The following is a 25,196-nucleotide window of genomic DNA, read 5'->3' as shown; positions in this document are numbered from 1 at the left end:
CGATTGTGTGTTTCCGGCCCTGACCAGGTAATGTTCTCCCCGTCAGCAAGCGCCGCTAGCTCAGTTGGTTAGAGCAGCTGACTCTTAATCAGCGGGTCCGGGGTTCGAGTCCCTGGCGGCGCACAGACAGCACGAAGGCCCCTCGCTCACGCGAGGGGCCTTCTGCGTTCTCAGGGGCTTCTGTCTCAGGCCGCACGCCGCTCATTGACGCACAGCACGTTGCCGTCCAGGTCCTTGAACCACGCGGCCCGCATGCCGTCGGCCTCGGCGACACCGTCCAGGGTCTTCAGCCCCGGCAGGTCGTACTCCTCGAACACCACGCCGCGACGGCGCAGGTCGGCCATCTCGGTGTCCAGGTCGGAGACCTTCCAGCTGGCCAGCGTATGACCGGCCTGCCCCCCGTAAGGCGTCTCGTACAGCGAGAACTCACAACCCCCGGAACGGAACGTGACGTCCGCTCCCTCCGCCACCAGCTCCAGCCCGAGCGTCTCCTTGTAGTACCGCTTGGCCCGCCCCATGTCCGTCACCGGAATCACCGCACACAACGGCGCATCGCCCAGCATCACCACCACCTCCTCCCCTCAGGCTAGGCACCCCACCCCACCCCGGCGACCCCCCACCACCTGCGGTGGGCCCGGGGAAGGGAGACAGGGAAAGGGGAAGGCGGCAGGCGACGCGGGAAACCGCGCCAGCCGCAGGCACCAACCCGCACACGACCAGGCCGGACCGCCACCCGGCAGCTTGCCCCGCCCGTCCCGCGCAGCTCGCGGTCCCTCGCCGGCCCACCGGACCGGACCCCGACGACCCCCGGACCGAAGCGCCTGCGGCGGGCCGGGAAGAAGGGACGACGCCGCAGGTTCCACCCCGCAACCGGCCCCGCCTGCGGCGGCTACCGCTTCCTCTCCCCTTCGGGGCCCGCCGCAGGCGCCAGCCCACACGCGGCCGAAGCCAGCCACCACCCCGCAACCGGCCCCACCTGCGGCGGCTACCGCTTCCTCTCCCCTTCGGGGCCCGCCGCAGGCAACGCCCCTCCCCCTTCAAGCCCGCCGCAGGCGACAGCCCCACACGCAGCCGAGGCCGGCCACCACCCGGCGGCCGGCCCCTTTCCGTTCTGCGGAGCGCTTAGCCGAAGTAGCTGTGGAAGTTCCGCGAGAACTCGTTGCTGTTGTAGTTGTCCCAGTTGATCGACCAGGTCATCAGCCCGCGCAGGTTCGGCTGCTTGCCGGCCCGCAGGGTGTAGGAGCCGCAGCTGGTGCCCTTGGTGAGGCAGTCGAGGGCCTGGTTGACCACGGCCGGGGCGACGTAGCCGTTGCCGGCGTAGGTGTTGGCGGGCATGCCGATCGCGACCTGGGAGGGCTTGAGGGCCGGGAACATGTTGGCGGTGTTGCCGGCCACCGGGAAGCCGGCGAGCAGCATGTCGGTCATGGCGATGTGGAAGTCCGCGCCGCCCATGTTGTGGTACTGGCCGTCGAGGCCCATGATCGAGCCCGAGTTGTAGTCCTGGACGTGAAGCAGCGTCAGGTCATCCCGCAGTGCGTGGATGACCGGCAGGAAGGCGCCGGCCCGCGGGTCCTGGCCGCCCCAGGGGCCCGAGCCGTAGTACTGGTAGCCGAGCTGGACGAAGAAGGTCTCCGGCGCCATGGTCAGCTGGAAGTTCGCCCCGTACTTGGCCTTCAGGGTCTTCACGGCCGAGATCAGGTTGGTGATCACCGGCGTGGTCGGGTTCTTGAAGTCGTTGTCGCCGGTGTTCAGCGACAGCGAGTGGCCTTCGAAGTCGATGTCGAGGCCGTCCAGGCCCCACTTGTCGATGATCGAGGAGACCGAGGAGACGAAGGCGTCGCGGGCGGCGGCGGTGGTGAGCTGCACTTCGCCGTTCTGGCCGCCGATCGACAGCAGCACCTTCTTGCCCTTGGCCTGCTTGGCGGCGATCGCGGCCTTGAAGTCGGCATCGGACTCCGCACCCGGGCACTGGGCGACGGGGCAGCGGTTGAAGTGGATGTTGCCGGAGGTGATGGAGTCCGGTTCGCCGAAGGCCAGGTCGATGATGTCCCAGCTGTCGGGGACGTCCGACATCTTCAGGTAGCCGGCGCCGTTGGCGAAGCTCGCGTGCAGGTATCCGACCAGCGCGTGGCTGCCGGGGGGCGGCGGCGGGGTGCTCGCCGAGCTCGACGGGCTGACCGAAGCCGAGGCGGACGCGGAGGCGGACGCGGAGGAAGAGGGAGAAGCGGAGGCGGACGCGGAGGAAGAGGCGGTGGCGGGCGGTGACCCCGTCGGCGCGCCCGGCCCGTCCAGGGAGATGTCGTCCGCGTAGTAGGCGCCCTGTCCGTACCAGCCGTGGGTGAAGACGGTGGCGGAGGTCTGGGTGGCGGTGGTGGTGAAGCTGACGGACAGCTTCTGGTAGCCGCCGCCGGTGCTGGGCGTCCAGGTGGAGCTGCCGCCGTTGACGCCGAGGTAGACGTACGCGCCGTTGACGTAGGCGCTGAGCGTGTACGTGGTGCTGGGGGCGACGGCGACGGTCTGGGTGCACTGGGCGGTGTCGGTGGAGGAGGCGGTGCCGGCCAGCGCGTAGGTGCCGGTGTGGGCGTGGCCGGTGACGACGCTGCCGGTGGTGCCGCTGCAGGTCCAGGGGTTGAGGGTGCCGGATTCGAGGCCGCCGTTGACCAGGAATTCGCCGGCGGAGGCCGATCCGGCCAGTCCGAAGCTGACTGCGACGGCGGCCGCGGCGGCCACCGCCCAGGCGGTTCCGGCGGCGATCAGCCGCTTCCTTCGGGGAGTGCGCATGTGGGGATGCTCCTGCCTCTGTGTGGGGGACGTCCTCTCCCGCCCGCGGGGCTGTGGGGTTCCCGGCCGGGGGCGTGCCGCCGCACCGGCACGCACCCTGGGGAGTTGGACTAGACCACTGAACCGGCTCGGCCCGGCGCTGTCAATGCGCTTGCGGCGCAGGTTCGTTGAGCGTCGATCAGGTGCGTCGCGCGGCCCCGGATCCGCCCGCGTTGCGGCCCCAGGCGCGGGGTCGAACCATGGAGAGGTGCCCGGATATCTGCGTTTCCCCCATGTACGCGGCGGTCTGCTCGCCTTCACCGCCGAGGACGACGTCTGGGTCGCGCCGCTCGCCGCGGACGGCCGGATCGGTCGGGCCTGGCGGGTCACGGCCGACCGGACCAGGGTGAGTCATCCCAGGCTGTCGCCGGACGGTGCGACGGTGGCCTGGACTAGCTGGTTCGCGCTGACTCCGGAGGTGTTCACCGCGCCGGTGGCGGGTGGGCCCGCGACCCGGCTGACCTACTGGGGCAGCCAGGACACCAGGGTTCGCGGGTGGCTGCCGAACGGGGAGGTGCTGGCGGTCAGCTCGTACCACGAGCCGTTCGCGCACTACACGTGGGCGTGGGAGCTGCCGCCGAACGGGTCGCCGGGCCGCCGGATGCCGTGGGGGCCGGTCGCGGACGCGCAGATGGGGGCGGGGCACACGGTGCTGCTGACCGATGCCGCCCCGCACGAGCCGGCGTTCTGGAAGCGCTACCGGGGCGGCGCGAAGGGGCGGCTGTGGGTGGACCACGACCTGCTGCTGCCGGACCTGCCGGGGCACCTGGCCGCGCCGATGCCGGTGGAGACCCCTACCGGGACCAGGGTGGCGTTCCTGTCGGACCACGAGGGCGTCGGCAACGTGTACTCGGTGCGCCCGGACGGCACCGATCTGCGACGGCACACCGACCACGCCACGTACTACGCGCGCGAGGCCGCCACCGACGGCACCAGGATCGTCTACCAGCACGCCGGCGACCTGTGGCTGCTGGACAGCCTGGACGCGCCCGCGCCGCACCGCCTGGAGGTGCCGCTCGGCGGCGCCCGGTGCGGCCGTCGCCCGTACCAGGTGAGCGCCGCGAACAACGTCAAGGACCTGGCCTGCGACGCCACCGGCCGGGCCGGGGTGATCAACGTGCGCGGTTCGCTGTACTGGCTGACCCACCGGGACGGCCCGGCCCGGGCGCTGGCCGACACCCCGGGGGTGCGCTGCCGGCTGCCGCAGGTGCTCGGCTGGTCGGGCCGGGCCGCCTGGGTCACCGACGCGGACGGCGAGGACGCGATCGAGCTGGCGCCGCTGCCCGGCAAGGACGGCCCGGCGGACGATCCGGCCCCGCGCCGGCGGATCGCGGCGGGCCGGATCGGCCGGGTCCAGGAGCTGTCCGCCGCCCCGGACGGCAATCTGCTCGCGGTGGCCTGCTCGGACGGCCGGCTGCTGCTGGTGGACACCGCCGAGGGCGAGGTCACCGAGGTCGCCGCGTCCCGGTTCGGCCCGGTCTCCAGCCCGTCGTTCTCCCCGGACTCGCAGTGGCTGACCTGGTCCCAGCCGGTCGCGGGCCGCTCGCTGCGCGCCGTCCGGCTGGCCCGGGTGGACCGTCCCGGGCACGTCGTCGACGTCACCGGCGGCCGGTTCGAGGACGAGCATCCGGTGTTCACCCGGGACGGCCGGTTCCTGGTGTTCCTGTCCTGGCGCGGCTTCGACCCGGTGCACGACGTGCACACCGGCGACCTGTCCTTCCCGCTGGGCTGCCGCCCGTACCTGGTGGCGCTGGCCGCCGACACCCCGTCGCCGTTCGCCTCCCCCGCCGAGGGGCGCCCGCCGGTCGGCCTGGATCCGGAGGAGGCCACCGGCGACGGCACCGTGCGGGTGGACGAGGACGGGCTGAGCAAGCGCCTGGTGCCGTTCCCGGTGATCGCCTCCAAGTACTCGGCGACGGCGTCGGTGCGCGGCGGCGTGGTGTGGCTGCGCTGGCCGATCTCCGGCGCGCTCGGCCAGACCTTCGCCAACCCGGAGGACACCTCCGGCCGCCCCGCCCTGGAGTACTTCGACCTGGCCCGGGGCCGCCGCAGCACGCTGGTCGAGCAGCTGGACGGCTTCGCGGTGTCCGCCGACGGCTCGGCGATCTCGGTGTTCTCGGCCGGTTCGCTCAAGCTGTACCCGCTGGCCGCGCCGACCGCCCCCGTCCCGGTGGACCTGCGCCGGATCACCCACACCGTGCACCCGGCCGCGGAGTGGCGGCAGTCCTACGCCGAGGCCGCCCGGATCGTCGCCGACCAGTTCTGGGACCCCGGCATGTGCGGCCTCGACTGGGCCGAACTCACCGAGCAGTACGCCCCGTTGGTGGAACGGATCGCCTCCCCCGACGACTTCGCCGACCTGCTGCGCGAACTGCTCGGCGAACTCGGCACCTCGCACGCCTACGTCACCCCGTCCCGGCGCGGCGAGGGCCCGGCGCTCGCCCAGCTGCCGCTCGGCCTGCTCGGCGCCAACGCGCACCGCGACCCGGACGGCCGCTGGCTGGTCGACCGGATCCTGCCCGGCGAGTCCTCCGACCCCAAGGCCCGCGCGCCGCTCGCCGGTTACGGCCTGCACGACGGCGACGAGCTGCTCGCCGTGGACGGCCGCCCGCCCGACCCGGTGCGCGGGCCCGCGCCGCTGCTGGCCGGCACCGGCGGCACCACGGTGGAGCTGACCGTCCGCCACGGCGGGCAGCCGCGCCGGATCGCCGTCACCCCGCTCACCGACGAACGGCCGATCCGCTACCAGGACTGGGTGGCCAAACGCCGTCACCTGGTACGGGAGTTCAGCAACGGCGTGTGCGGCTACCTGCACATCCCGGACCTCGGCGGCTCCGGCTGGGCCCAGTTCAACCGCGACCTGCGCTCCGAACTCGCCCACCCCGCCCTGGTGCTGGACGTCCGCGGGAACGCCGGCGGCAACGTCTCCGAACTGGTCCTGGAGAAACTCCGCCGCCGCGTCCTCGCCTGGGACTTCACCCGCGGCCGCCAGCCCGTCCGCTGGCCCCGGGACGCGCCGCGCGGCCCCGTGGTGGCGCTCGCCGACCACGCCACCAGCTCCGACGGCGACGTCATCATCGCCGCCATCAAGGAACTCGCGCTCGGCCCGGTCGTCGGCAGCCGCACCTGGGGCGGCGTGGTCGGCATGACCGGCCGGCACGCCCTCGGCGACGGCACCCAGATCTCCGTCCCGAAGAACGCCTCCTGGTTCTCCGGCGGCATCGGCTTCTCCGTCGAGAACCAGGGCGTCGCCCCCGACATCGAGGTCATCCGCACCCCCCGCGACTGGGCCCGCGGCGAACGCACCGACCTCGCCGCCGCCGTCACCCTCGCCCTCGACCTCCTCACCACCACCCCCGCCGCCGCACCTCCGCCCCCCGGCGTCCCCCGCCCCGACCTCCGCCGGCCGCCGCTGCCGCCGCGGCCGTAGGAACGCCGAGTGGCCGGCCCCGACTGGGGGTCGGCCGCTCGGCACCGGCGTTCACGGGTGGGTGTCAGCCCCAGGGATCGCCCTCGGCGGTCATGTTCTCGGCGGCCTCGCGGTCCTCGCGTTCCTGCTGGACGCGGCGTTCGGCGTCGTCGCGGGCGCGTTCCACGTTGTCGCCGAAGGCGTCGGCGGCCTCGTCGTGGGCGAGGGCGGCCCGTTCGGCGGACTCCTCGGGCGGGGCGGTGGGCTGGGCGGGGTGGTGGCGGAACCTGTCGAAGATGCCCATGTCTCCTCCTCGGGTGGGCGCCCCCCTGCTTCGGTGCCTCACTTGTCACGGTACGCCGCCGGGGAGCGGTCGCACGTACCCGTGCGGGCTCCGCCCACCCTCGCACCGGCCCCCGGACGCCGCACCCCGACGGCCCGCGACTCACCCGCCCGGCGCAGGCCCCTGACGCGCCGGGGCCGGGCCCGAACTGCCGTGCGCCGCAAGGGAGAAGGTCGATAGTCCCGGGCAGCTCGTGCCCAACGGCCGTAGCCGCCGCGGGGTCCGCCGCCCGAGCCTGAGGGGGTCAACCGGTCCCGGCAGTGCCGCCGGGGCGCCCCGCAGCCGCACCCCGAGAGGTGAGCGCGCCATGTCCGGTCAGCAGTCCCCCACCGAGAACGTTCAGGTCCCCGCCGAGCACGTTCAGGTCCCCGCCGTCGACGCCGACGATCCCGGGGCCGCAGTCGACACACTGGTCCGCAATGGGCACAAGGCACTCCAGGAGTACGCGGGTCTCACCCAGGAGCGGGTGGACCGGATCGTCAAGAAGGCCTCGCTGGCCGCGCTCGCCGCGCACACCCGGCTGGCGGCGCTGGCTGTCGAGGAGACCGGGCGCGGGGTGTTCGAGGACAAGGCGGTGAAGAACGTCTTCGCCTGCGAGCACGTCACGCACTCGATGGCCGGCATGCGGACGGTCGGGGTGATCGCCCGCGACGACATCGACGGGATCGTGGAGATCGCCGAGCCGGTGGGCGTGGTCGCCGCCCTCACCCCGGTGACCAACCCGACCTCGACCGCGATCTTCAAGGCGCTGATCGCGTTGAAGACCCGCAACCCGATCGTGTTCGCCTTCCATCCGTCGGCGCAGCGCTGCTCGGCGGAGGCGGCCCGGATCGTCCGGGACGCGGCGATCGCGGCGGGCGCCCCGGCGCACTGCGTGCAGTGGATCGACCGTCCGTCGATGGCGGCGACGGACGCGCTGATGCGGCACGAGGGGGTGGCGACGATCCTCGCCACCGGCGGCAACTCGATGGTGCGGGCGGCGTATTCGTGCGGGAAGCCGGCGCTGGGCGTGGGTGCGGGCAACGTACCGGCGTACGTGGAGAAGAGCGCGGACCTGGCGTGCGCGGTGAACGACATCGTGCTGTCGAAGTCCTTCGACAACGGCATGATCTGCGCCTCCGAGCAGGCGGTGATCCTGGACGACGAGATCTACGAGCCGGCGCTGGCGGAGTTCCGGACGTTGAAGGCGTACCTGGCGGGGCCGGAGGAGAAGGTGCTGCTGGAGCAGCACCTGTTCGGGGTCGGCGCGGGGGCCGACTGTGCCGGCGCGAAGCTGAATTCGGCGGTGGTGGGGCAGTCGGCGGCGGAGGTGGCGCGGGCGGCGGGGTTCGAGGTGCCGGAGGACACCTCGGTGATCCTGGCGGAGGTCGCGGGGGTGGGCGAGGGCGAGCCGCTGACCCGGGAGAAGCTCTGCCCGGTGCTGGCGGTGCTGCGCGCCCGGTCGCGCGCGCACGGCGTCCAACTCGCTGCGGAGATGGTGGAGTTCAACGGTCTGGGGCATTCGGCGGCGGTGCACACCGGTGACGCCGCGTTCGCCGAGGAGTTCGGCGCCGGGGTGCGGGCCTGCCGGATCATCTGGAACGCGCCGAGTTCGCAGGGCGGCATCGGCGATGTGTACAACGCCTTCCTGCCGTCGCTGACGCTGGGTTGCGGCTCGTGGGGCCGTACCTCGGTGTCGGGGAACGTCTCGGCACTGCACTTGATCAACGTCAAGCGGATCGGGCGGCGCAACACGAACATGCAGTGGTTCAAGGTCCCGCCGAAGATCTTCTTCGAACGTGGCTCCCTGTCGTACCTGACGGACATGCGCGGCGCCCATCGGGTGGTGGTGGTCACCGACCGGACGATGGTGGAGATCGGCCACCTGGAGCGGGTCCGGGAGGTGCTGCGCCGGCGGCCGGAGCCGGTGGAGGTGCGGGTGGTGGACTTCGTCGAGCCGAATCCGAGCATCGCGACGGTGGAGCAGGGCGCGGCCCTGATGCGCGGCTTCCGGCCGGACACCATCGTGGCGCTGGGCGGCGGTTCGCCGATGGACGCGGCGAAGGTGATGTGGCTGATGTACGAGCACCCGGAGGTGGAGTTCGCGGACCTGAGGGAGAAGTTCTTCGACATCCGCAAGCGTGCCTTCGCCTTCCCCGACCTGGGCGAGCTGGCAAAGCTGGTGTGCGTGCCGACCACCTCGGGCACCGGCAGCGAGGTCACGCCGTTCGCGGTGATCACCGACCCGGAGAGCGGGCAGAAGTTCCCGCTGGCGGACTACGCGCTGACCCCGACGGTGGCGATCGTGGACCCGGCACTGACCACGGATCTGCCGGCGACGGTGACGGCGGACTCCGGCTTCGACGCGCTGACGCACTGCATCGAGACGTACGTGTCGGTGTACGCCAACGACTTCACCGACGGCCTGGCGCTGCAGGGCATCCGGCTGGTCTTCGAGAACCTGGCGGCGGCGGTCGACAACGGCCCGAACGATCCGGTGGCGCGGGAGCGGATGCACAACGCGGGGACGATCGCGGGCATGGCGTTCGGCTCGGCGTTCCTGGGCGTGGTGCACGCGATGGCGCACACCCTGGGCGGGACCTTCCACGTGGCGCACGGGCGGACCAACGCGCTGCTACTGCCGCACGTGATCCGCTGGAACGGCGGCGCCCCGGCGAAGGTCACGAGCTGGCCGAAGTACCGCAGTTACCGGGCGCCGGAGCGCTACCAGCAGATCGCCCGGACGCTGGGCCTGCCCGCGGACACTCCCGAGCAGGGCGTGGAGTCGTTGGCGCTCGCGGTCGAGGAGCTGCGCGAACGGGTCGGCATCCCGCGCTCGTTCAAGGAGGCGGGGGTGGACGAGGCGGCGTTCCTGGCGGGGCTGGAGCAGCAGGCGATGAACGCGTACGAGGACCAGTGCGCGCCGGCGAATCCGCGGATGCCGATGCTGCGGGACCTGCGGCGGCTGATGACCCAGGCGTACTACGGCGACGACCGGGCGATCTGAGAGCCGGCGGACCATTGGGGACCAATGTCCCTCTGATCAGGACTTTTCGAGCCCATGTGAGTTTGTGGACCGCTTCACAATGGTGCTCGTAGGCGAGAGGCGGGAGCGAGGCAATGAGCACGCAGCACGCGGAGCGCATCCACAGCGGTGCCTGGGACGGCTTCAAGGGCGGCCTGTGGCGGGACGCCGTCGACGTCCGCGACTTCATCCAGCGGAACTACACCCCGTACGAGGGCGACGCCGCTTTCCTGGCCGGCCCGACCGCGCGGACGGCGTCCGTCTGGAAGCGGATCACCGACCTGTTCCCGGCGGAGCGCGCCAAGGGCGTCCTGGACGTCTCGTGGGACACGCCGTCCACCATCACCGCGCACGCCCCCGGGTACATCGACCGGGACAACGAGCTGATCGTCGGCCTGCAGACCGACGCCCCGCTGAAGCGGGCGATCATGCCGAACGGCGGCTGGCGGCTGGTCGCGGGCGCGCTGGAGACGTACGGCTACCCGGTGGACCCGGAGCTGGAGAAGGTCTTCACCGTCCACCGCAAGACCCACAACGCGGGCGTGTTCGACGCCTACACGCCCGAGATCCGGGCCGCCCGCAAGGCCGGTGTGGTCACCGGCCTGCCGGACGCGTACGGCCGTGGCCGGATCATCGGCGACTACCGGCGGGTGGCGCTGTACGGCGTGGACCGGCTGATCGCCGCCAAGCGCGAGGAGAAGGCCGGCCTGGACGCCGCGCCGCACGACCCGCGCACGCTGGAGAACACCATCCGGGAGCGCGAGGAACTGGCCGAGCAGATCCGCGCCCTCGAGGAGCTCAAGGCGATGGCCGCGAGCTACGGCCAGGACATCTCCGGGCCCGCCGGCACCGCCCAACAGGCAATCCAGTGGCTGTACTTCGCCTACCTGGCGGCCGTGAAGGAGCAGAACGGCGCGGCCATGTCGCTCGGCCGCACCTCGACCTTCCTGGACATCTACCTGGAACGCGACCTGGCCGAGGGCCGGCTGACGGAGCGCCGGGCGCAGGAGCTGATCGACGACTTCATCATCAAGCTGCGGATCGTCCGCTTCCTGCGCACCCCCGAGTACGACGAGCTGTTCTCCGGCGACCCGACCTGGGTCACCGAGTCGATCGGCGGCATCGGCTGCGACGGCCGCCCCCTGGTCACCCGCACCTCGTTCCGCTACCTCCAGACGCTGTACAACCTGGGCCCGGCGCCCGAGCCCAACATGACGGTGTTCTGGTCGCCGCAACTCCCGCAGGGCTTCAAGGAGTTCTGCGCCCAGGTGTCCATCGACACCTCCAGCGTGCAGTACGAGTCGGACGAGCTGATGCGCCCCCGCTTCGGCGACGACACCGCGATCGCCTGCTGCGTCTCCGCGATGGAGGTCGGCAAGCAGATGCAGTTCTTCGGCGCCCGGGTCAACCTCGCCAAGACGCTGCTCTACGCGATCAACGGCGGCCGGGACGAGATCACCGGCGAGCAGATCGGCCCCGACACCGGCCCGATCGAGTCCGAGGTCCTCGACTACGACGAGGTGTCGGCCCGTTTCGACCGGCAGCTGGAGTGGCTGGCCGAGACGTACGTGCACGCGCTGAACGTCATCCACTACATGCACGACAAGTACGCCTACGAGCGCCTGGAGATGGCCCTGCACGACCGTGCCGTGCGCCGCACCATGGCCTGCGGCATCGCCGGTCTCGCGGTGGCGGCGGACTCGCTGTCGGCGATCAAGTACGCGAAGGTGCGGCCCGTGCGCGACGCGTCCGGCCTAGTGGTCGACTACCGCGTGGAGGGCGAGTACCCGGCGTACGGCAACAACGACGACCGGGCGGACCAACTGGCGGTGCGGCTGGTCGAGGAGTTCATGCGCAAGGTGCGCAAGCACCCCACCTACCGGGGCGCCGAGCACACCCAGTCGGTGCTGACCATCACCTCGAACGTGGTATACGGCAAGAAGACCGGCGCCACCCCCGACGGCCGCCGGGCCGGCGAACCGTTCTCCCCCGGCGCCAACCCGATGAACGGCCGCGACACCCACGGCTACGTGGCGAGCGCCCTGTCGGTGGCGAAACTCCCCTACGACGCGGCCGAGGACGGCATCTCGCTCACCAACACCGTCACGCCCGACGCCCTCGGCCGCACCCGCGAGGAACGGGTGCGGAACCTCGCGGGTGTGCTCGACGGGTACACGGCCGTCGGCGGGTTCCACATGAACGTCAACGTGCTGAACCGGACGACGCTGCTCGACGCCATGGAGCACCCCGAGAAGTACCCGCAGCTGACCATCCGGGTCAGCGGCTACGCGGTCAACTTCGTCCGGCTGACCAGGGAACAGCAGCTGGACGTCGTCAACCGCACCTTCCACGGCTCGCTCTGAGCCCACCCCGACAGCTCCCGGGAGGCACCGCCATGACCACCGCTCCGAAGACCACCGGCTCGGTGCACTCCTGGGACCTGTCGACCGGCGTGGACGGCCCCGGCACCCGGTTCGTGGCCTTCCTCGCCGGATGCCCGCTGAACTGCCTGTACTGCCAAAACCCCGACACCATGCGGATGCGCAGCGGCCGACGGACCACGACGGACGAGGTGGTCGCCGAGGCCGCCAAGTACACCGCCTTCATCCACGCCTCCGGCAGCGGCGGCGCCACCCTCTCCGGCGGCGAACCCCTGCTCCAGCCGGCCTTCACCGGCGAACTGCTGCGCCGCTTCAAGCACGAGCTCGGCCTGCACACCGCGCTCGACACCTCGGGCTTCCTCGGCGCCCGGGCGAGCGACGCCCTGCTCGCCGACACCGACCTGGTCCTGCTCGACATCAAGTCCTGGGACCGCGCCCTCTACCGCCGGCTGACCGGCCAGCCCCTCGAACCCACCCTCGGCTTCGCCCGCCGCCTCGCCGACCTCGGCAAGGACGTGTGGCTCCGCTTCGTCCTCGTCCCCGGCCTCACCGACCCGCCCGAGAACATCGCCGGGGTCGCCGCCTTCGCCGCCTCCCTCGGCAACGTCTCGCGCGTCGACGTCCTCCCCTTCCACAAGCTCGGCCACCCCAAGTGGACGGCCCTGGGCCGCGAGTTCACCCTCGCCGACACCCCCACGCCCACGCCCGAACAGGTGCAGGCCGCGCGCGACATCTTCGCCGCGCACGGCCTGCGTGCGGTGTGAGCCCGCGTCAGCCGGAGATCGACGGGGTGCCGGTCTCCAGGTGGCCGGTGAAGCGCTGCGACCAACTGGCGTCGCCGCTGACCGTCACCGTGAAGTCGTACCAACCGTTGGTGTAGGCCGCCGCGTTGAACCAGTCGCTGGTGGTGGCCCCGGCGGCGACCTGGTACGTCCAGGGGCCGTCGGTGCGGTAGTTGGTGGACGTGATGGTGAAGGTCACCGGGGCGGTCCCGGTGTTGGCGAGCTTGAACCAGACGGCGAGCTTGCCGGTGTCGGGCGCGGGGGCGTACGTCGCGGTGACGGCCGCGTTCTTGCCGGCGGCGGTGGTGTCGCCGGTGAAGCGGCGCAGGAAGCGGTTGGGGCCGATCACCGTCAGGTCGTACTTGCCCGAGCCGTAGCCGGTGCCGCAGTTGAAGAAGTCGCTGGTCGCCGCGCCGGGATCGACGGTGTACTGCCAGGGCCCGCCCGAGCGGTAGGCGTTGGCGTAGGCGGCGAAGTGGTTGGTGGCGGTGCCGGCGTTGGACATCGCGATCCAGACCTTCGTCACGCCGGCGGAGCCGAACTCCAGGTGGTCCAGGTTCGCCACCGGCTGGTACGGCAGCGCACGGGCCGGACGGGTACCGGCCTCCTGCGCGGGCAGTTGGTTGTTGACGGGCGCCGGGTTCGGCAGCGGACCGCAGGCGGCCAGGCCGATGGTCGCCGAGGTGTCGGGCAGCGCGGGCATCCCGTACACCGGGTTGGCGAAGTCGAACAGGCCGGTCAGGTCGCCGCACATCTTCCGCCGCCAGGCCGAGATGTTCACGCAGTTCGCGGGCCGGCCCTGGGCGGCCGTCCACTTCTCCAGGAAGCGCAGTACCGAGGTGTGGTCGAAGGTCTCCGAGGACACCCAGCCGCCCCGGCTCCACGGGGATATGGCGAGCATCGGGACGCGGAAGCCCAGGCCGATGTTGACCCCGTTGTAGAACTCCCCGGCCGTTCCGGAGGGCGCGGCCGGCGGCGGGACGTGGTCGAAGAAGCCGTCGTTCTCGTCGTAATTGATGAACAGGATCGACGAGTTGAAGACGTTCGGGTCGGCGTTCAGCGCGTCCATGACGTTGTGCACGAAGTGCGCGCCGTCGGTGGGCGTGGCGTACGGGTGCTCCGAGGACGCCTGGTCCGGCACGATCCACGACACCTGCGGCAGGGTGCCCGCCAGCACGTCCGCCTTGATCGCCGCCACGATGTCGTCCGGCGTCCGGCCGGTCGCCTTCGGGACGGAGCCCATGCCCTTCACGGCGAGGGCGCTGCCCGCCGGGGCGGAGGAGAACTGGGTGAAGTAGGCCAGAGCGTTGTCGCCGTAGTTGTCCGACGCGTTCTGGTAGACCTTCCAGCTCACCCCCGCGTTCTCCAGCGCCTCCGCGTACGTCTGCCAGCGCAGCCCCGACTCGTCGCCGCCGTCGTACGCCGGACCGCCCGCCGTGCCGGACGGGTCGATCTGGCCGGACCAGTGGTAGGTGCGGTTCGGGCCCGTCGCGCTCAGCACCGAGCAGTGGTAGGCGTCGCAGACCGTCCAGTTGTCGGCCAGCGCGTAGTGGAACGGGATGTCCGCCCTGGTCAGGTACCCCAGCGCGCGGACGGTGCCCTTGGCGGACACCCAGGAGTCCAGCTTGCCGCCGTTCCAGGCGTTGTGCTGATCGCTCCACGCGTGACTCAGGTCGCCATTGCACTGCGCCAGCCGCGCCGGGTCCGCGCCACCCGCCGGCTTGGTGGCGCTGAACTGCCACGGGTACTGGCGGCCCAGCAGGTTCGGCTGGTTGAACACGCTGTAGCCGCCGGATATCTGGATCGCCGAGCGGTCCGCGAAGCCGCGCACGCCCTTGAGCATCCCGAAGTAGTGGTCGAAGCTGCGGTTCTCCTGCATCAGGATCACCACGTGCTTCGCGTCCGTGATCGTCCCCGTGGTCCCCGCCGGCGCCGCGACCGCGGGAGCCGCCCCGCCCACCACGCCCGACCCGGCGACCGCCGCACCGGCTGCCGCACTCGCCGACAGCGCCATGAACTTCCTACGACTCAGCTCTGCCATCTTGACCCGCCCGTCCCTTCGGCTGCTGATGATGTTGTTCAGACACCTCGTGTCGAACGCCGAGCATCCTCACGCAGCCGGGGCGGCATGGCCATGACTTGAACCGAACGTTTGTCGAACCGTTCACCAGATGAACGGCGGGTACGCGCAGGGCCGTTGACGGCGCACCAGCCCCGGAACCCTCCCATTCGCCGCGAAGCGGAACCTTTCTCAGTCCTTCACCGAAATCCCCAGCGCCTGCGCGAACTGCGGCGCCAGATCCAGCAGTTGCCCCGTCGAGATGATCGCCCCGCGCAGCCCCTGGTGCCCGTCCGGCAGGCCGAGGCTCGCGGCCCGGCGCAGGTCCACCGCCTTGAGGGTCGCGCCGCGCAGGTGGACGTCGTCGAGCGTGGAGCCCGGGAACGTCACGTTGGTGAGTTTCGCTTCGGCGAGGTCGACGTCGCGCAGCAGGCAGTCCTCGAAGACGACGTCGCGCAGCGTCGCGCCGCGCAGGTTGACCGCTTCGAGCTTGCACTGGCGGAAGACGGTGCGGCGGATCGCCGAGCTGTACGCGGAGACGCCGGCCAGCACGCTGGAGTCGATCTCGGCGTCCTGCCATTCGCTCTCGGCGAGGTCGACGCCGACCAGCCGCCCGCCGTGCAGCCACACCTCGTTGAAGCCGGCCCGGCGCAGCTTCGCGCCGTCCGCCCGGATGCCGGTGAACGCGCACTCCAGGAAGCTCACCCCGCCGAGTTGGCCGCCCAGGTCGAGGTCGTCGAAGTGGACGGTGTCGTAGCGGGTGTCGGCGCGCAGCGGTCCGGTGTGGCGTTGCAGCAGGTGGGCGTAGGGGAGGTCTTCCAGGCTCACGGGGTGGTCAACTCCGTCTCTGAACGGTCTTCGCGGACAGGGCGATGCCGATGGCGACGGCGGCCGCCACCAGCAGGCCGGCCAGCGGCACACCGGCATCCCCGGCCAGCGTCGCAGCCAGCACCGACAGCGCGGCCAGCGGCAGGATCAACTGGGCGGCGCCGCGCCGGTGGTGGCGGGAGTGCAGGGCCCAGACGGTGAACAGGAACACCGCGGTGGGGACGGTGACGGCGGCGGCCGCGGCGCGCTCGGTCAGGTGGGTGGTGCCGACGGCGTGCTGGACGGCGACCTCCAGCCCGGCGCCGACGGCGGCCGCCGAGGCGAAGACCACGAAGTGGCCGTAGCCCCAGGGCAGTGCCTGCCGGGCGGAGTGCAGGTAGGGGTGGGCGTCGTCGGCGAAGTAGATCCACCAGGCGCCGAAGCAGATCAGCAGTCCGCTGCCGGCGATCGGCAGCAGTTCGGCGACGGCCTTGTGTTCGTCCAGTGCGGTCTGTACGGCGACTGTGGCGGCCGCGACCGTCTCGCCGAGCACGATGATGGTGAACGCGCCGTACCGGTCGGCGATGTGGCGCCGGTGCCACGGGGTCCGGTTGTGCGTCTCGGCCCAGACGGGGACGGACAGTTCGGCGACCACGCCGACCACGAACAGCGGGACGCGGGCCTCGTGCGGGACGAACAGCAGCACCACCCAGAACGCCTGGACGAGCGCGATGCCGCGGGCATAGCGCAGCGCGGCGGTCCGGGCGGACCCGTTCTCGCCGCGGGCGGCGCGCAGCCACTGGGTGACCATCGCGAGGCGCATCAGCAGGTAGCCGGCCACCACCAGGGAGAGGTCCTGGTCCCCGAAGAGCCGCGGCACGCCGGCGGCGAGCACCAGCACGCCGGTGATCTGGAGCAGCGTGGTGAGCCGGTAGGGGACGTCGTCCACGTCGTACGCGGAGGCGAACCAGGTGAAGTTCATCCAGGCCCACCAGATGGCGAAGAAGGACATCGCGTACCCGGGCAGGGCGACCGAGAGGTGCCCGGCGGCCAGCGCGTGGGCGAGTTGGCGGCCGGCCTGGGCGATGGCCACCGTGAAGCACAGGTCGAAGAACAGTTCCAGGGGGGTGGAGACCCGGTGGGACTCGCCCTGGTCGCGAGCCAGCATCCGGCGGACCGGACGGTAGCGGTCGGGGGCGGTGGTCATCGTCCTGCTTTCACGACGGGGCCGCGCGGCAGGGAGCGCGCGCGGCCGGGGAGTTGCGCTCGGACGATCCTTGCATCCGGGGCGCGAACCCGCACGGACCGTACCCGGCACGCCGATTGGTCCGATTCGAACCGTTTTGCCCGTCCGTCAGGCAGAGTTGACGCCGCAGTGCGCGATCCGGGTGACAGCTGGGGCCCGTCCGGGGCGTTGGTGCGAAGCTTGTCCCGTCCGCCCCGTTTGGCCCGATAGATTCCTCTCCGAATGGAGGGACGGACGGACGCCTCGCGGGCAACGCGGAAGGTCAAGGAGGACGGCACGGACGATGGGGGGCGGTCTTGCCGCTTCGCCCCGCGTCCGCCCACCGGCCCTCCTCGCGATCACCGCGCTGTCCGGCGGCGCGTCGGCCCCCGGCCGGTCGGACCATCCCCGCTCGCCCGCCCCGGCCCGCCCGTGGCCTGATGGCGGTATGCGTACAGGCGTGCACCGAGCTGCTCAGCGGGGGTCGTCGTGAACTGGTCCGACGTGGCGATCCTGGTCGGCATGCTGCTGGCGACGGCGGGCTGCATGGTGCTGGTGCAGCGGTACGCGTCCGTCCCGGCCCGGGAGAACTGCAACGACGTGGCGGGGTTCATCTTCGCCGCGGTCGGCGCCTTCTACGCGGTATTGGTGGCCTTCGTGGTGATCGTGGTGTGGGAGAACACCTCGGCCGCCAGGGCGACCACCTTCGAGGAGGCGGACGAGCTCGCGGGGGTCTACTGGATGTCCCGGGCGATGCCGCTTCCGGAGGGCGCCAAGCTGGAGGGCCTGACGCTCAGCTACGCGCACACGGTGGTGGACGCCGAGTGGAAGCAGATGGCCGGACACCGGAGCGACCCGGCGGCGACCGCGCTGATGTACAGCATCCGCGACACCGCGCTGGCCTTCGAACCGGCCGATGCCCGGCAGGCGACGATCTACCAGAACCTGGTGACGCACGTGGACGGCCTGGCCAGCAAGCGCCGCGCCCGGCTGAACCAGATCGCGGACTGCGTGCCGCTGCTGCTGTGGGCGGCGCTGATCGCCGGCGCGATCGTCACCATCGCCTTCACCTTCCTGTTCGGCCTGTCCAACACCTGGGCGCACCTGGCGATGGTGGTGTCGCTGGCCGGGCTGATCGGCCTGTCGCTGATCGCGATCAAGGAGATGAACTATCCGTTCGACGGGGCGAACCGGGTGCGGTCGACCGCCTTCGAGGTGTTCCTGGCCAGGCTCCCGCCGCAGCGCTGACCACCGGCGGGCACGGTGCGTGGCCGGGCCGTCACGATTCGGCGGATCGGCGCCGGGCATGTAATGTTCTCCAGGTCAGCAGGCGCCGCTAGCTCAGTTGGTTAGAGCAGCTGACTCTTAATCAGCGGGTCCGGGGTTCGAGTCCCTGGCGGCGCACAGACAGCATGAAAGCCCCTCGCTCACGCGAGGGGCTTTCTGCGTTTCCCCGCACACCGGCCCGGGGAACCCGATTTCACCGCAGGTCGGGAGGCGTGTAATGTTCTCTCCGTCAGCAAGCGCCGCTAGCTCAGTTGGTTAGAGCAGCTGACTCTTAATCAGCGGGTCCGGGGTTCGAGTCCCTGGCGGCGCACAGACAGCAGAAGGCCCCTCGCGAAAGCGGGGGGCCTTCTGCATTTCTCCGAGCAGGTTCTCGATCGTGTGATCGGGCCGGCCATGTCCCCGTGCGGGGTCCGCTCGTTGAGGAGACCGGAGTGATGGCCGAGGTGACGGCCGGGGTGACGGAGAACACGCAACTAAGGGGGATTTAAAGATCGTCTTAGGAGAAATAGGACATAGGTCCCTAACATCTGACAAGTCGATCGATCAAGCTGGCGAGGTTCATCCGTCGCCCGAGCGAGCAGCCCGTCCGGGGCCTGCGGGAAGGTCTCCGTTGCCTCGAGAGCCCCGTGAACGCACGAAAAGAACCGGTTGGCGCCGACTCATACCCACCTGGCGGATGACGCTGGTCGGCCTGGCCGCCTCGCTGCTGCTGGGAGTCGGCCTGTTCGCCCTGGGGGTCGCCCTGGTCAAGGTGCCGGACGCGCACGCCGCGGCCACCGCCCAGTCGAACACCTGGCTGTACTCGGACGGCTCGCTGCTGGCCCGCACCGGGCAGACCAACCGGCAGAACGTCGGACTGGACAAGGTCTCCAAGGACGCGCAGCACGCCGCACTGGCCGCCGAGGACCGCAACTTCTACTCGGAGGGCGCGGTCAACTTCAAGGGCATGGCCCGCGCCGCCTTCAACACCGCTTCCGGCGGCGCCACCCAGGGCGGTTCGACGATCACCCAGCAGTACGTGAAGAACGCGTTCCTGAACCAGAAACAGACCGTCAGCCGCAAGGTGAAGGAAGTCTTCATCTCGTTCAAGGTGGACGCCACCCAGAGCAAGGACGAGATCCTCTCCTCCTACCTGAACACCTCCTACTACGGACGCGGCGCGTACGGCATCCAGGCCGCCTCGCAGGCCTACTTCGGGGTGGACGCCAGCCAGCTGGACGCCGCCCAGGGCGCGTACCTGGCGACCCTGCTGAACGCGCCCAGCGCGTACGACGTCTCCTCGGCCACCGAGAACGGCAAGCAGAAGGCGACGGCCCGCTGGAACTACGTGCTCGACGGCATGGTGTCGAAGAACTGGCTGGGCGCCGACGAGCGCAAGCAGCTGACCTTCCCGGAGGTGCAGTCGCCGAAGTCCGCACCCGGCATGTCCGGCCAGGCCGGCTACCTGGTGGCCGCCGCCACCTCGTACCTCACCGACAACCACATCGTCAGTGACGCCCAGCTCGCCAAGGGCGGCTACACCATCACGCTCACCGTGGACTCCAAGAAGCAGCAGCAGCTGCAGGACGCGGTGCAGGCCCAGCTCATCGACAACCTGAAGCCGGACACCCGCAAGGTGGACGCGGCCGCGCAGGCCGGCGCGGTGTCGGTCGACCCGAAGACCGGTCAGGTGGTGGCGCTGTACGGCGGCGCCGACGCCACCAAGCACTGGATCGACAACGCCACCCGCACCGACTACCAGGCCGGCTCCACCTTCAAGGCGATCGCGCTGGCCGCCGCCCTGGACTCCGGGGCGCGCACCCAGTACGGCGACCGGATCACCGCCGACACCATCTACGACGGCACCAACCGGCGGCCCGTCCGCGGCGCCAAGGGCGTGCCCTACGCGCCGCCGAACGAGGGCGAGCGCTCGTTCGGGCAGATCAGCCTCCAGCAGGCCACCGACTGGTCGGTGAACTCGGTGTTCGCGCAGCTCGCCCAGGACACCGGCCTGGAGAAGGTCCGCTCCACCGCGGTGGCGCTCGGCCTGCCCGCCGACACCCCGCAGCTGGAAGCCATCCCGTCGATCCCGCTGGGCACGTCCTCCCCCAGCGCGCTGGAACTGGCCGGCGTGTACGCCACGCTCGACAACGACGGCCAGCAGATCACCCCGTGGCTGGTGAAGGGGCTGGAGTCCGGCGGCGAGAAGGTCGCGCTGCCCGAGCACAAGAGCACCCAGGCGATCTCCAAGAACGCCGCCCGCGGCACCACCGCGATCCTCCAGGGCGTCATCGACGACCAGGGCGGCACCGGCTACCGGGCCGCCGCGCTGAACCGCCCCGCGGCCGGCAAGACCGGCACCACCGACGACTCCAAGTCGGTCTGGTTCGCCGGCTACACGCCCGAACTGGTCACCGTGGTGGGCCTGTTCGGCCAGGACCCGACCACCGGCAAGCAGGTCACCCTGGACGGCGTCGGCGGCATGGGCAGCGCGGCCGGCGGCAGGTTCCCGGCGCAGATCTGGACGGCCTACATGAAGTCCGCGCTGGCCGGGCAGCCGGTCAGCTCCTTCTCCGGTCCGGTCCGGACGCCGTCCACCACCGTCCCGTCCGGGCCGACCGGGTCCGCCTCGCCGAGCCAGAACCCGTCCACCTCGGACGGCGTGACCTCCGCGCCGTCCCCGTCGGCCGGCGACAGCACCGGCAACGGCAACGGCAGCCCCAGCTCGCGTCCCAGCGGCGGCGCCGGTGACGGCGGCGGTCAGCCGCGGCCCAGCCGCAGCCCGTCCGCCAAGCCCAGCGCCGGCCCCAGCGAGCCGCCGACGCCGAGCGCCTCGACGGGGTCCGGCGGCTCCGGCGGACTGCTCGGAACACAGGACCAACCTGCGGGATAGCACCTTACGGCAGAGGGGTCCGGGCTGGCACAATGCGGCGATGCACAGCAGCTCGGACCCCTCCGCCATGTCGCTCGACCCGCGCCCGGCGCCCGATCGTCCCCTGGTGGAAAGCCCCTCCCCCACCCACCGCACCGCCAAGCTGGGCCTGGTGCTGGCCCTGGTCTCCGCGGTCGCCTTCGGCGGATCCGGAACGGCCGCCAAGCCGCTGATCGAAGCCGGCCTCTCCCCCACCCACACCGTCTGGCTGCGGGTCGCCGGTGCGGCACTGGTGCTGCTGCCCATCGCCTGGAAGCACCGCGACGCGGTACTGCGCCGCCCCGGACTGCTGATCGGCTTCGGCCTGCTCGCCGTCGCCGGCGTCCAGGCCTGCTACTTCGCGGCGATCTCCCGCATCCCCGTCGCCGTGGCCATGCTGATCGAATACCTCGGCCCGCCGCTGCTGCTCGCCTACGTCCGACTCGTGCAGCGCCGCCCCGTCTCCCGCCGCGCGATGGCCGGCGCGGGCGCCGCGGTGGCCGGCCTCGCCTGCGTCGTCGAGGTCTGGCACGGCCTCTCCTTCGACCCGCTCGGCGTCCTGTTCGCCCTCGGCGCGGCCTGCTGCCAGGTCGGCTACTTCGTCCTCGCCGACGCCGGCCGCGAGGGCGACCGCCCCGTCGACCCGCTGGCGGTCTCCGCGTACGGCCTGCTGATCGGCGCGATCCTGCTCACCGCCTTCACCCGCCCCTGGGACGCCGACTGGTCCCTGCTGACCCACTCCGTCACCATGAACGGCCACCAGCTCCCGGCGCTGCTCCCCGCCCTCTGGATGATCCTGGTCGCCACCGTCGTCGCCTACCTCACCGGCGTCGCCTCGGTCCAGTACCTCTCCCCGCCCGTGGCCGGCGTCGTCGCCAACCTCGAAGCCGTGGTCGCCACCGTCCTCGCCTGGATCCTCCTCGGCGAACACCTCGGCACCCCCCAACTCGCCGGCGGCGCCCTCGTCCTGGCCGGCGCCTTCGCCGCCCAGTCGGCCTCCTCGGCCAAACACTGACCGCTGCGCGGGCCTGGGGGGGCCGCCGGCTCCTGTGGACCCACCGAAGACACCGCGCCGACGAGCCGCCAGGCCGGGTCCGGCCCGGCGCCACGCATGCCGGTCCCCAGCTCGCAGGGCCCGTCGAGGCGTCCCGGGACGCCAGACCATCAGGTCACATCGAGCCCGGCTCCGTGCGCGCGAAGCGCCCCCGGCTCCCCGCCGGAGGCGTCCCCCGCGTCAGGCCGGGAGCGTCTGCCGGTACGGGGCGAGCTCGGGGCCGGTGGTGGTGGGGACGAACTCGGTGATGCGGTACTCGGCGACGTCGCCCTGCGCGAACGGATCCGTGGCCGCCAGCGCCTCGACGGCGTCCCGGCTCTCCGCGACGGCAATGATGACCCCGCCGTCCCGGGGAACCTTGCGGCCGGAGGCGAGGAAGGTGCCGCTCGCGTAGTGCTGCTCCAGCCAGGCCACATGGGCGGGCAGCAGCGCGTCGATGCGCTCCAGCGGGGCGGTGTAGGTCAGCTCCAGAATGAACACCCGATCATCCTAGGCCGCGCGGGCCCCGGGCCGGATCAGGCCCGACTCGTAGGCCGCGATGACCAGTTGCGCCCGGTCCCGGGCGGCGAGCTTCTGCAGCAGCCGGCCGATGTGGGTCTTCGCGGTGGACAGGCTGACGTGCAGGTGCGCGGCGATCTCCTCGCTGGAGAGGCCGAGCCCGACCAGTACGAGCACCTCCCGTTCGCGTTCGGTGGTCCCGGCGAGCGCCGCCGGGACCGTCGCGGCGGGGGTGGCGGCCGGGCTGCTGCTGCGGCGCCAAGTCGCGGCGATGGCCGTGGTGTTGGCGGCGGTGGCAGCGATGCAGGTGCTGGTGCCGCTGGCGCTGCGCGCCCACCTGGCGGCGCCCGTGCAGCAGCGGACCGCGGTGGCGCTGGCGCCGGACCGGCCGGCCGTTCACGCCCACCGCCCCCGAGGTGTGCGGCCCGGCCGGCTCGACCGAGCGGTGCATGGAGACGATCAACGCGATGCACCTGTCGCAGCGCACCGAGTACCAGCCGGCCGACCGCTACTGGACGTTCCAGTGGGCGGAGGCCGGGGCGCTGGTGCTGCTGTCGGCGGTGGTCGCGGCGGGCTGCGCCGTCCGGCTGCGGCGCGGTGTGTCGGCCTGACCGGCGCTCAGCGGCCGGTCCAGCCGAACCAGTTGAGGTGGTTGAGGGGCCAGACCACGGCGGAGGTCGGGCCGACCACGTTGTCGACGGGGACGGCGCCGCCGGACGGGCCGTCGCGGTGGTAGCGGGAGTCGGCGGAGTCGCTGCGGTGGTCGCCCTCGACCCAGATGTGGCCGGCGGGGACGGTGATGGGCCCGAAGTCCAGGCCGGAGCAGGAGTCGTCGCCGGGGTGCAGGTAGGGCTCGGCGACGGGCTGGCCGTCGACGCTGAGGGTGGTGCCGCGGCAGGCGACGGTCTGGCCGCCGGTGGCGATGACCCGCTTGACCAGGTAGTCGTCGCCGGGGGGCAGCAGGCCGATCGCGCTGAGGCCGGAGTGGATGGCGCCGGTGAAGGCGTTGCTGTCCTTCGGGGTGGGCGGCAGCCAGCCGCCCGGGTCCTTGAACACCACGGGCTCGCCCGGTTCGGGCTTCCAACCGGTGAGCGGGGCAAGCTTGTTGACCGCGACCCGGTCGCCGATCTGCAGGGTGTTCTCCATGGAACCGGACGGGATGGAGAACATCTGGAACAGGCAGGACTTGATCACCACCGCGACCACCAGGCCGACGGCGATCATCACGGGCAGTTCCACGTACCAGGGCCGGCGCCTGCGCCAGCCCTGCTCCTGTGTGGTCTCCTCGGTCACCGCAACCGACACCGACACCGCCTCCTCGGGAAGGACAGCACGCTAACCCGCGCGCCGGACGCGGCGAAAATCCGGCCCTTACGCGGACCGGACAGACACACAGACACTACGGCCTGTCGCCGGCGATCGCCTCGTGATGCCTGATCACCTCGGCGATGATGAAGTTCAGGAACTTCTCGGCGAACACCGGGTCGAGGTGGGCGCTGACGGCCAGTTCGCGCAGCCGGGCGATCTGCCGGCGCTCGCGCTCCGGGTCGGCGGGCGGCAGCCGGTGCTCGGCCTTGAGGCGGCCGACCTGCTGGGTGGCCTTGAAGCGCTCGGCGAGCATGTGGACGACGGCGGCGTCGATGTTGTCGATCGACTCGCGCAGGCGGGTCAGCTCGGCCCGCACGGCCGGGTCGGTCTCCGCCGGGGAGGGGGTGGGCTGGTCCGTCATGGGGGCGGCTCCGATGCGGGTGCGGGTGGGCTCCGGGCACGGCGGGGCGCGGCGGACGGGCCGGCCCGGGCGCGGGCGAACGGCCAATCTAACAGGGCAAACACGTCGCTTTCGCCCCGATCACCGGCACGTTCCGCGATGTGGGACGGCCGCCGGACGGACTGCGCGCTGATCCGGCGGGAACGGCCGAGCAGGCCCTAGGCTGGGCGGGCCGCGGCCGCAAGTGCGGTCGCGGGTGGAGCAGTTCGACCGGCAGTTCCCCCTACAGGAGGTACCTGATCGTGGCAACGACCCGCACCGCGCACACCGAGTGGGAGGGCAACCTGCTCGACGGCAAGGGCCTGGTGACCTTCGACTCCTCGGGCATCGGCGAGTTCCCGGTGTCCTGGCCGTCCCGGGCCGAGGCCGCGAACGGGAAGACCAGCCCGGAGGAGCTGATCGCGGGCGCGCACTCGGCGTGCTTCTCGATGGCGCTCTCGCACGGCCTGACGGGCGCGGGCACCCCGCCCACCAAGCTGGACACCAAGGCGGACGTGACCTTCCAGCCGGGCACCGGCATCACGGGCATCCACCTGACCGTGGTCGGCACCGTCCCGGGCCTGGACGAGGCGGGTTTCGTGAAGGCCGCCGAGGACGCGAAGGCGAACTGCCCGGTCAGCCAGGCGCTCACCGGCACCACCATCACGCTCAGCGCCTCGCTCGCCTGACCTGCCGCCCGACGTACCGCCCGACCTGCCCTCGAGCGCCGCTTCGCTACGGCGGGTGAGCGCGGGCGTACACCCCCGGGGGGGGGCCCGCGCGGGGGCCGCCCCGGGGGGGGGGGGCCCCGGGGGGGGGGCGGGGGGCGGGCCGGGCCCCCCCCCCCCCCCCCCCCGGCGCGCGCCCCCCCCCCCCCCGGGCCGGGTGCC

At 71.9% G+C, this 25,196-nt stretch carries 18 protein-coding genes, 3 tRNA genes and 1 pseudogene; 12 read left to right on the top strand and 10 right to left on the bottom strand.

All coding sequences use genetic code 11. From position 1 onward, the window contains the following. Positions 1 to 49: 49 nt before the first annotated feature. A tRNA-Lys gene (locus ACFYST_RS33100) sits at positions 50 to 123 on the top strand. A 62-nt stretch (positions 124 to 185) separates the two neighbouring features. On the opposite strand, the gene ACFYST_RS33095 is transcribed toward ACFYST_RS33100, so the two are convergent. Continuing rightward, positions 186 to 563: a VOC family protein gene (locus tag ACFYST_RS33095; protein ID WP_387867753.1), complete on the bottom strand. Its 378-nt coding sequence runs from the start codon at positions 561 to 563 to the stop codon at positions 186 to 188. A gap of 559 nt (positions 564 to 1,122) precedes the next feature. Continuing rightward, positions 1,123 to 2,781 (bottom strand): chitinase, encoded by a 1,659-nt coding sequence (locus ACFYST_RS33090; protein WP_387867751.1) that lies wholly within the window; start codon positions 2,779 to 2,781, stop codon positions 1,123 to 1,125. 145 nt (positions 2,782 to 2,926) lie between these two features. Here ACFYST_RS33090 and ACFYST_RS33085 point away from each other — a divergent pair, with 145 nt between their 5' ends. Continuing rightward, a complete protein-coding gene (locus ACFYST_RS33085; RefSeq protein WP_387867749.1) occupies positions 2,927 to 6,250 on the top strand; it encodes a S41 family peptidase in 3,324 nt (1,107 codons plus the stop codon). A 64-nt stretch (positions 6,251 to 6,314) separates the two neighbouring features. On the opposite strand, the gene ACFYST_RS33080 is transcribed toward ACFYST_RS33085, so the two are convergent. Further along, complete coding sequence (locus ACFYST_RS33080) at positions 6,315 to 6,533, bottom strand: hypothetical protein (protein ID WP_387647309.1); 219 nt, start codon at positions 6,531 to 6,533, stop codon at positions 6,315 to 6,317. 346 nt (positions 6,534 to 6,879) lie between these two features. Here ACFYST_RS33080 and adhE point away from each other — a divergent pair, with 346 nt between their 5' ends. The 3 genes from adhE (at position 6,880) to pflA (ending at position 12,721) form a co-directional block, all read left to right on the top strand. After that, complete coding sequence (adhE, locus tag ACFYST_RS33075; protein ID WP_387867746.1) at positions 6,880 to 9,558, top strand: bifunctional acetaldehyde-CoA/alcohol dehydrogenase; 2,679 nt, start codon at positions 6,880 to 6,882, stop codon at positions 9,556 to 9,558. Between the two features lie 113 nt (positions 9,559 to 9,671). Then, positions 9,672 to 11,939 carry a formate C-acetyltransferase gene (pflB, locus tag ACFYST_RS33070; RefSeq protein WP_387867743.1) on the top strand — a complete coding sequence of 756 codons (2,268 nt, stop codon included), beginning with the start codon at positions 9,672 to 9,674 and terminating at the stop codon, positions 11,937 to 11,939. Positions 11,940 to 11,971: 32 nt separating this feature from the next. Then, a complete protein-coding gene (pflA, locus tag ACFYST_RS33065) occupies positions 11,972 to 12,721 on the top strand; it encodes a pyruvate formate-lyase-activating protein (protein ID WP_387647316.1) in 750 nt (249 codons plus the stop codon). A 7-nt stretch (positions 12,722 to 12,728) separates the two neighbouring features. Here pflA and ACFYST_RS33060 read toward each other — a convergent pair whose 3' ends face one another. From ACFYST_RS33060 to ACFYST_RS33050, 3 genes are all read right to left on the bottom strand, one after another. Next, positions 12,729 to 14,780 carry a phosphocholine-specific phospholipase C gene (locus tag ACFYST_RS33060; protein ID WP_387867741.1) on the bottom strand — a complete coding sequence of 684 codons (2,052 nt, stop codon included), beginning with the start codon at positions 14,778 to 14,780 and terminating at the stop codon, positions 12,729 to 12,731. Between the two features lie 210 nt (positions 14,781 to 14,990). Further along, a complete protein-coding gene (locus tag ACFYST_RS33055; RefSeq protein ID WP_387647320.1) occupies positions 14,991 to 15,626 on the bottom strand; it encodes a pentapeptide repeat-containing protein in 636 nt (211 codons plus the stop codon). Positions 15,627 to 15,633: 7 nt separating this feature from the next. Further along, positions 15,634 to 16,812 carry a low temperature requirement protein A gene (locus ACFYST_RS33050; RefSeq protein ID WP_387867738.1) on the bottom strand — a complete coding sequence of 393 codons (1,179 nt, stop codon included), beginning with the start codon at positions 16,810 to 16,812 and terminating at the stop codon, positions 15,634 to 15,636. Between the two features lie 507 nt (positions 16,813 to 17,319). Here ACFYST_RS33050 and ACFYST_RS33045 point away from each other — a divergent pair. From ACFYST_RS33045 to ACFYST_RS33025, 5 genes are all read left to right on the top strand, one after another. Further along, positions 17,320 to 18,078: a hypothetical protein gene (locus tag ACFYST_RS33045; RefSeq protein ID WP_387647324.1), complete on the top strand. Its 759-nt coding sequence runs from the start codon at positions 17,320 to 17,322 to the stop codon at positions 18,076 to 18,078. 82 nt (positions 18,079 to 18,160) lie between these two features. After that, positions 18,161 to 18,234: transfer RNA gene (locus ACFYST_RS33040), tRNA-Lys, on the top strand. A 119-nt stretch (positions 18,235 to 18,353) separates the two neighbouring features. Next, a tRNA-Lys gene (locus ACFYST_RS33035) sits at positions 18,354 to 18,427 on the top strand. 366 nt (positions 18,428 to 18,793) lie between these two features. Continuing rightward, positions 18,794 to 20,989, top strand: coding sequence for a transglycosylase domain-containing protein (locus tag ACFYST_RS33030; RefSeq protein ID WP_387867735.1), 2,196 nt, complete (start codon positions 18,794 to 18,796; stop codon positions 20,987 to 20,989). A gap of 40 nt (positions 20,990 to 21,029) precedes the next feature. Then, the gene (locus ACFYST_RS33025; RefSeq protein WP_387867733.1) at positions 21,030 to 22,022 is read left to right on the top strand and encodes a DMT family transporter; all 993 of its coding nucleotides are present in this window, start codon (positions 21,030 to 21,032) and stop codon (positions 22,020 to 22,022) included. A gap of 219 nt (positions 22,023 to 22,241) precedes the next feature. Here the strand turns inward: ACFYST_RS33025 and ACFYST_RS33020 are convergent, their stop codons facing one another. Both ACFYST_RS33020 and ACFYST_RS33015 read right to left on the bottom strand, forming a co-directional pair. Continuing rightward, on the bottom strand, positions 22,242 to 22,541 hold the full coding sequence (locus ACFYST_RS33020) for a YciI family protein (protein ID WP_387867732.1): 300 nt from the start codon (positions 22,539 to 22,541) through the stop codon (positions 22,242 to 22,244). 9 nt (positions 22,542 to 22,550) lie between these two features. Further along, positions 22,551 to 22,781, bottom strand: a pseudogene (locus ACFYST_RS33015) (response regulator transcription factor); the annotation flags it as partial. Between the two features lie 227 nt (positions 22,782 to 23,008). On the opposite strand from ACFYST_RS33015, the gene ACFYST_RS33010 reads away from it, so the two are divergent. Beyond that, complete coding sequence (locus tag ACFYST_RS33010) at positions 23,009 to 23,170, top strand: hypothetical protein (RefSeq protein WP_387867730.1); 162 nt, start codon at positions 23,009 to 23,011, stop codon at positions 23,168 to 23,170. A gap of 7 nt (positions 23,171 to 23,177) precedes the next feature. Here ACFYST_RS33010 and lepB read toward each other — a convergent pair whose 3' ends face one another. Both lepB and ACFYST_RS33000 read right to left on the bottom strand, forming a co-directional pair. Beyond that, positions 23,178 to 23,864, bottom strand: coding sequence for a signal peptidase I (lepB, locus tag ACFYST_RS33005; RefSeq protein ID WP_387647336.1), 687 nt, complete (start codon positions 23,862 to 23,864; stop codon positions 23,178 to 23,180). Positions 23,865 to 23,958: 94 nt separating this feature from the next. Beyond that, the gene (locus tag ACFYST_RS33000; RefSeq protein ID WP_387647338.1) at positions 23,959 to 24,288 is read right to left on the bottom strand and encodes a chorismate mutase; all 330 of its coding nucleotides are present in this window, start codon (positions 24,286 to 24,288) and stop codon (positions 23,959 to 23,961) included. A 281-nt stretch (positions 24,289 to 24,569) separates the two neighbouring features. Here ACFYST_RS33000 and ACFYST_RS32995 point away from each other — a divergent pair, with 281 nt between their 5' ends. Continuing rightward, the gene (locus ACFYST_RS32995; protein WP_387867727.1) at positions 24,570 to 24,995 is read left to right on the top strand and encodes an OsmC family protein; all 426 of its coding nucleotides are present in this window, start codon (positions 24,570 to 24,572) and stop codon (positions 24,993 to 24,995) included. The last annotated feature ends 201 nt before the right edge of the window (positions 24,996 to 25,196 follow it).

Origin of the sequence: Kitasatospora sp. NPDC004614, assembly GCF_042873675.1 — a bacterium.
Classification (GTDB): Bacteria; Actinomycetota; Actinomycetes; order Streptomycetales; family Streptomycetaceae; genus Kitasatospora.
This window is presented reverse-complemented; position numbering and strand designations above follow the sequence as displayed.

Bases quoted from the DNA above. Each gene is read 5' to 3' on its own strand.
- pflB (WP_387867743.1), top strand. From the start codon at position 9,672: ATGAGCACGCAGCACGCGGAGCGCATCCACAGCGGTGCCTGGGACGGC.
- ACFYST_RS33000 (WP_387647338.1), bottom strand. From the start codon at position 24,288: ATGACGGACCAGCCCACCCCCTCCCCGGCGGAGACCGACCCGGCCGTG.
- ACFYST_RS33025 (WP_387867733.1), top strand. From the start codon at position 21,030: ATGCACAGCAGCTCGGACCCCTCCGCCATGTCGCTCGACCCGCGCCCG.
- ACFYST_RS33090 (WP_387867751.1), bottom strand. From the start codon at position 2,781: ATGCGCACTCCCCGAAGGAAGCGGCTGATCGCCGCCGGAACCGCCTGG.
- ACFYST_RS33080 (WP_387647309.1), bottom strand. From the start codon at position 6,533: ATGGGCATCTTCGACAGGTTCCGCCACCACCCCGCCCAGCCCACCGCC.
- ACFYST_RS33030 (WP_387867735.1), top strand. From the start codon at position 18,794: ATGACGCTGGTCGGCCTGGCCGCCTCGCTGCTGCTGGGAGTCGGCCTG.
- pflA (WP_387647316.1), top strand. From the start codon at position 11,972: ATGACCACCGCTCCGAAGACCACCGGCTCGGTGCACTCCTGGGACCTG.
- ACFYST_RS33060 (WP_387867741.1), bottom strand. From the start codon at position 14,780: ATGGCAGAGCTGAGTCGTAGGAAGTTCATGGCGCTGTCGGCGAGTGCG.
- ACFYST_RS33085 (WP_387867749.1), top strand. From the start codon at position 2,927: ATGCGCTTGCGGCGCAGGTTCGTTGAGCGTCGATCAGGTGCGTCGCGC.
- adhE (WP_387867746.1), top strand. From the start codon at position 6,880: ATGTCCGGTCAGCAGTCCCCCACCGAGAACGTTCAGGTCCCCGCCGAG.
- ACFYST_RS33050 (WP_387867738.1), bottom strand. From the start codon at position 16,812: ATGACCACCGCCCCCGACCGCTACCGTCCGGTCCGCCGGATGCTGGCT.
- ACFYST_RS33010 (WP_387867730.1), top strand. From the start codon at position 23,009: ATGGAGACGATCAACGCGATGCACCTGTCGCAGCGCACCGAGTACCAG.
- ACFYST_RS33095 (WP_387867753.1), bottom strand. From the start codon at position 563: ATGCTGGGCGATGCGCCGTTGTGTGCGGTGATTCCGGTGACGGACATG.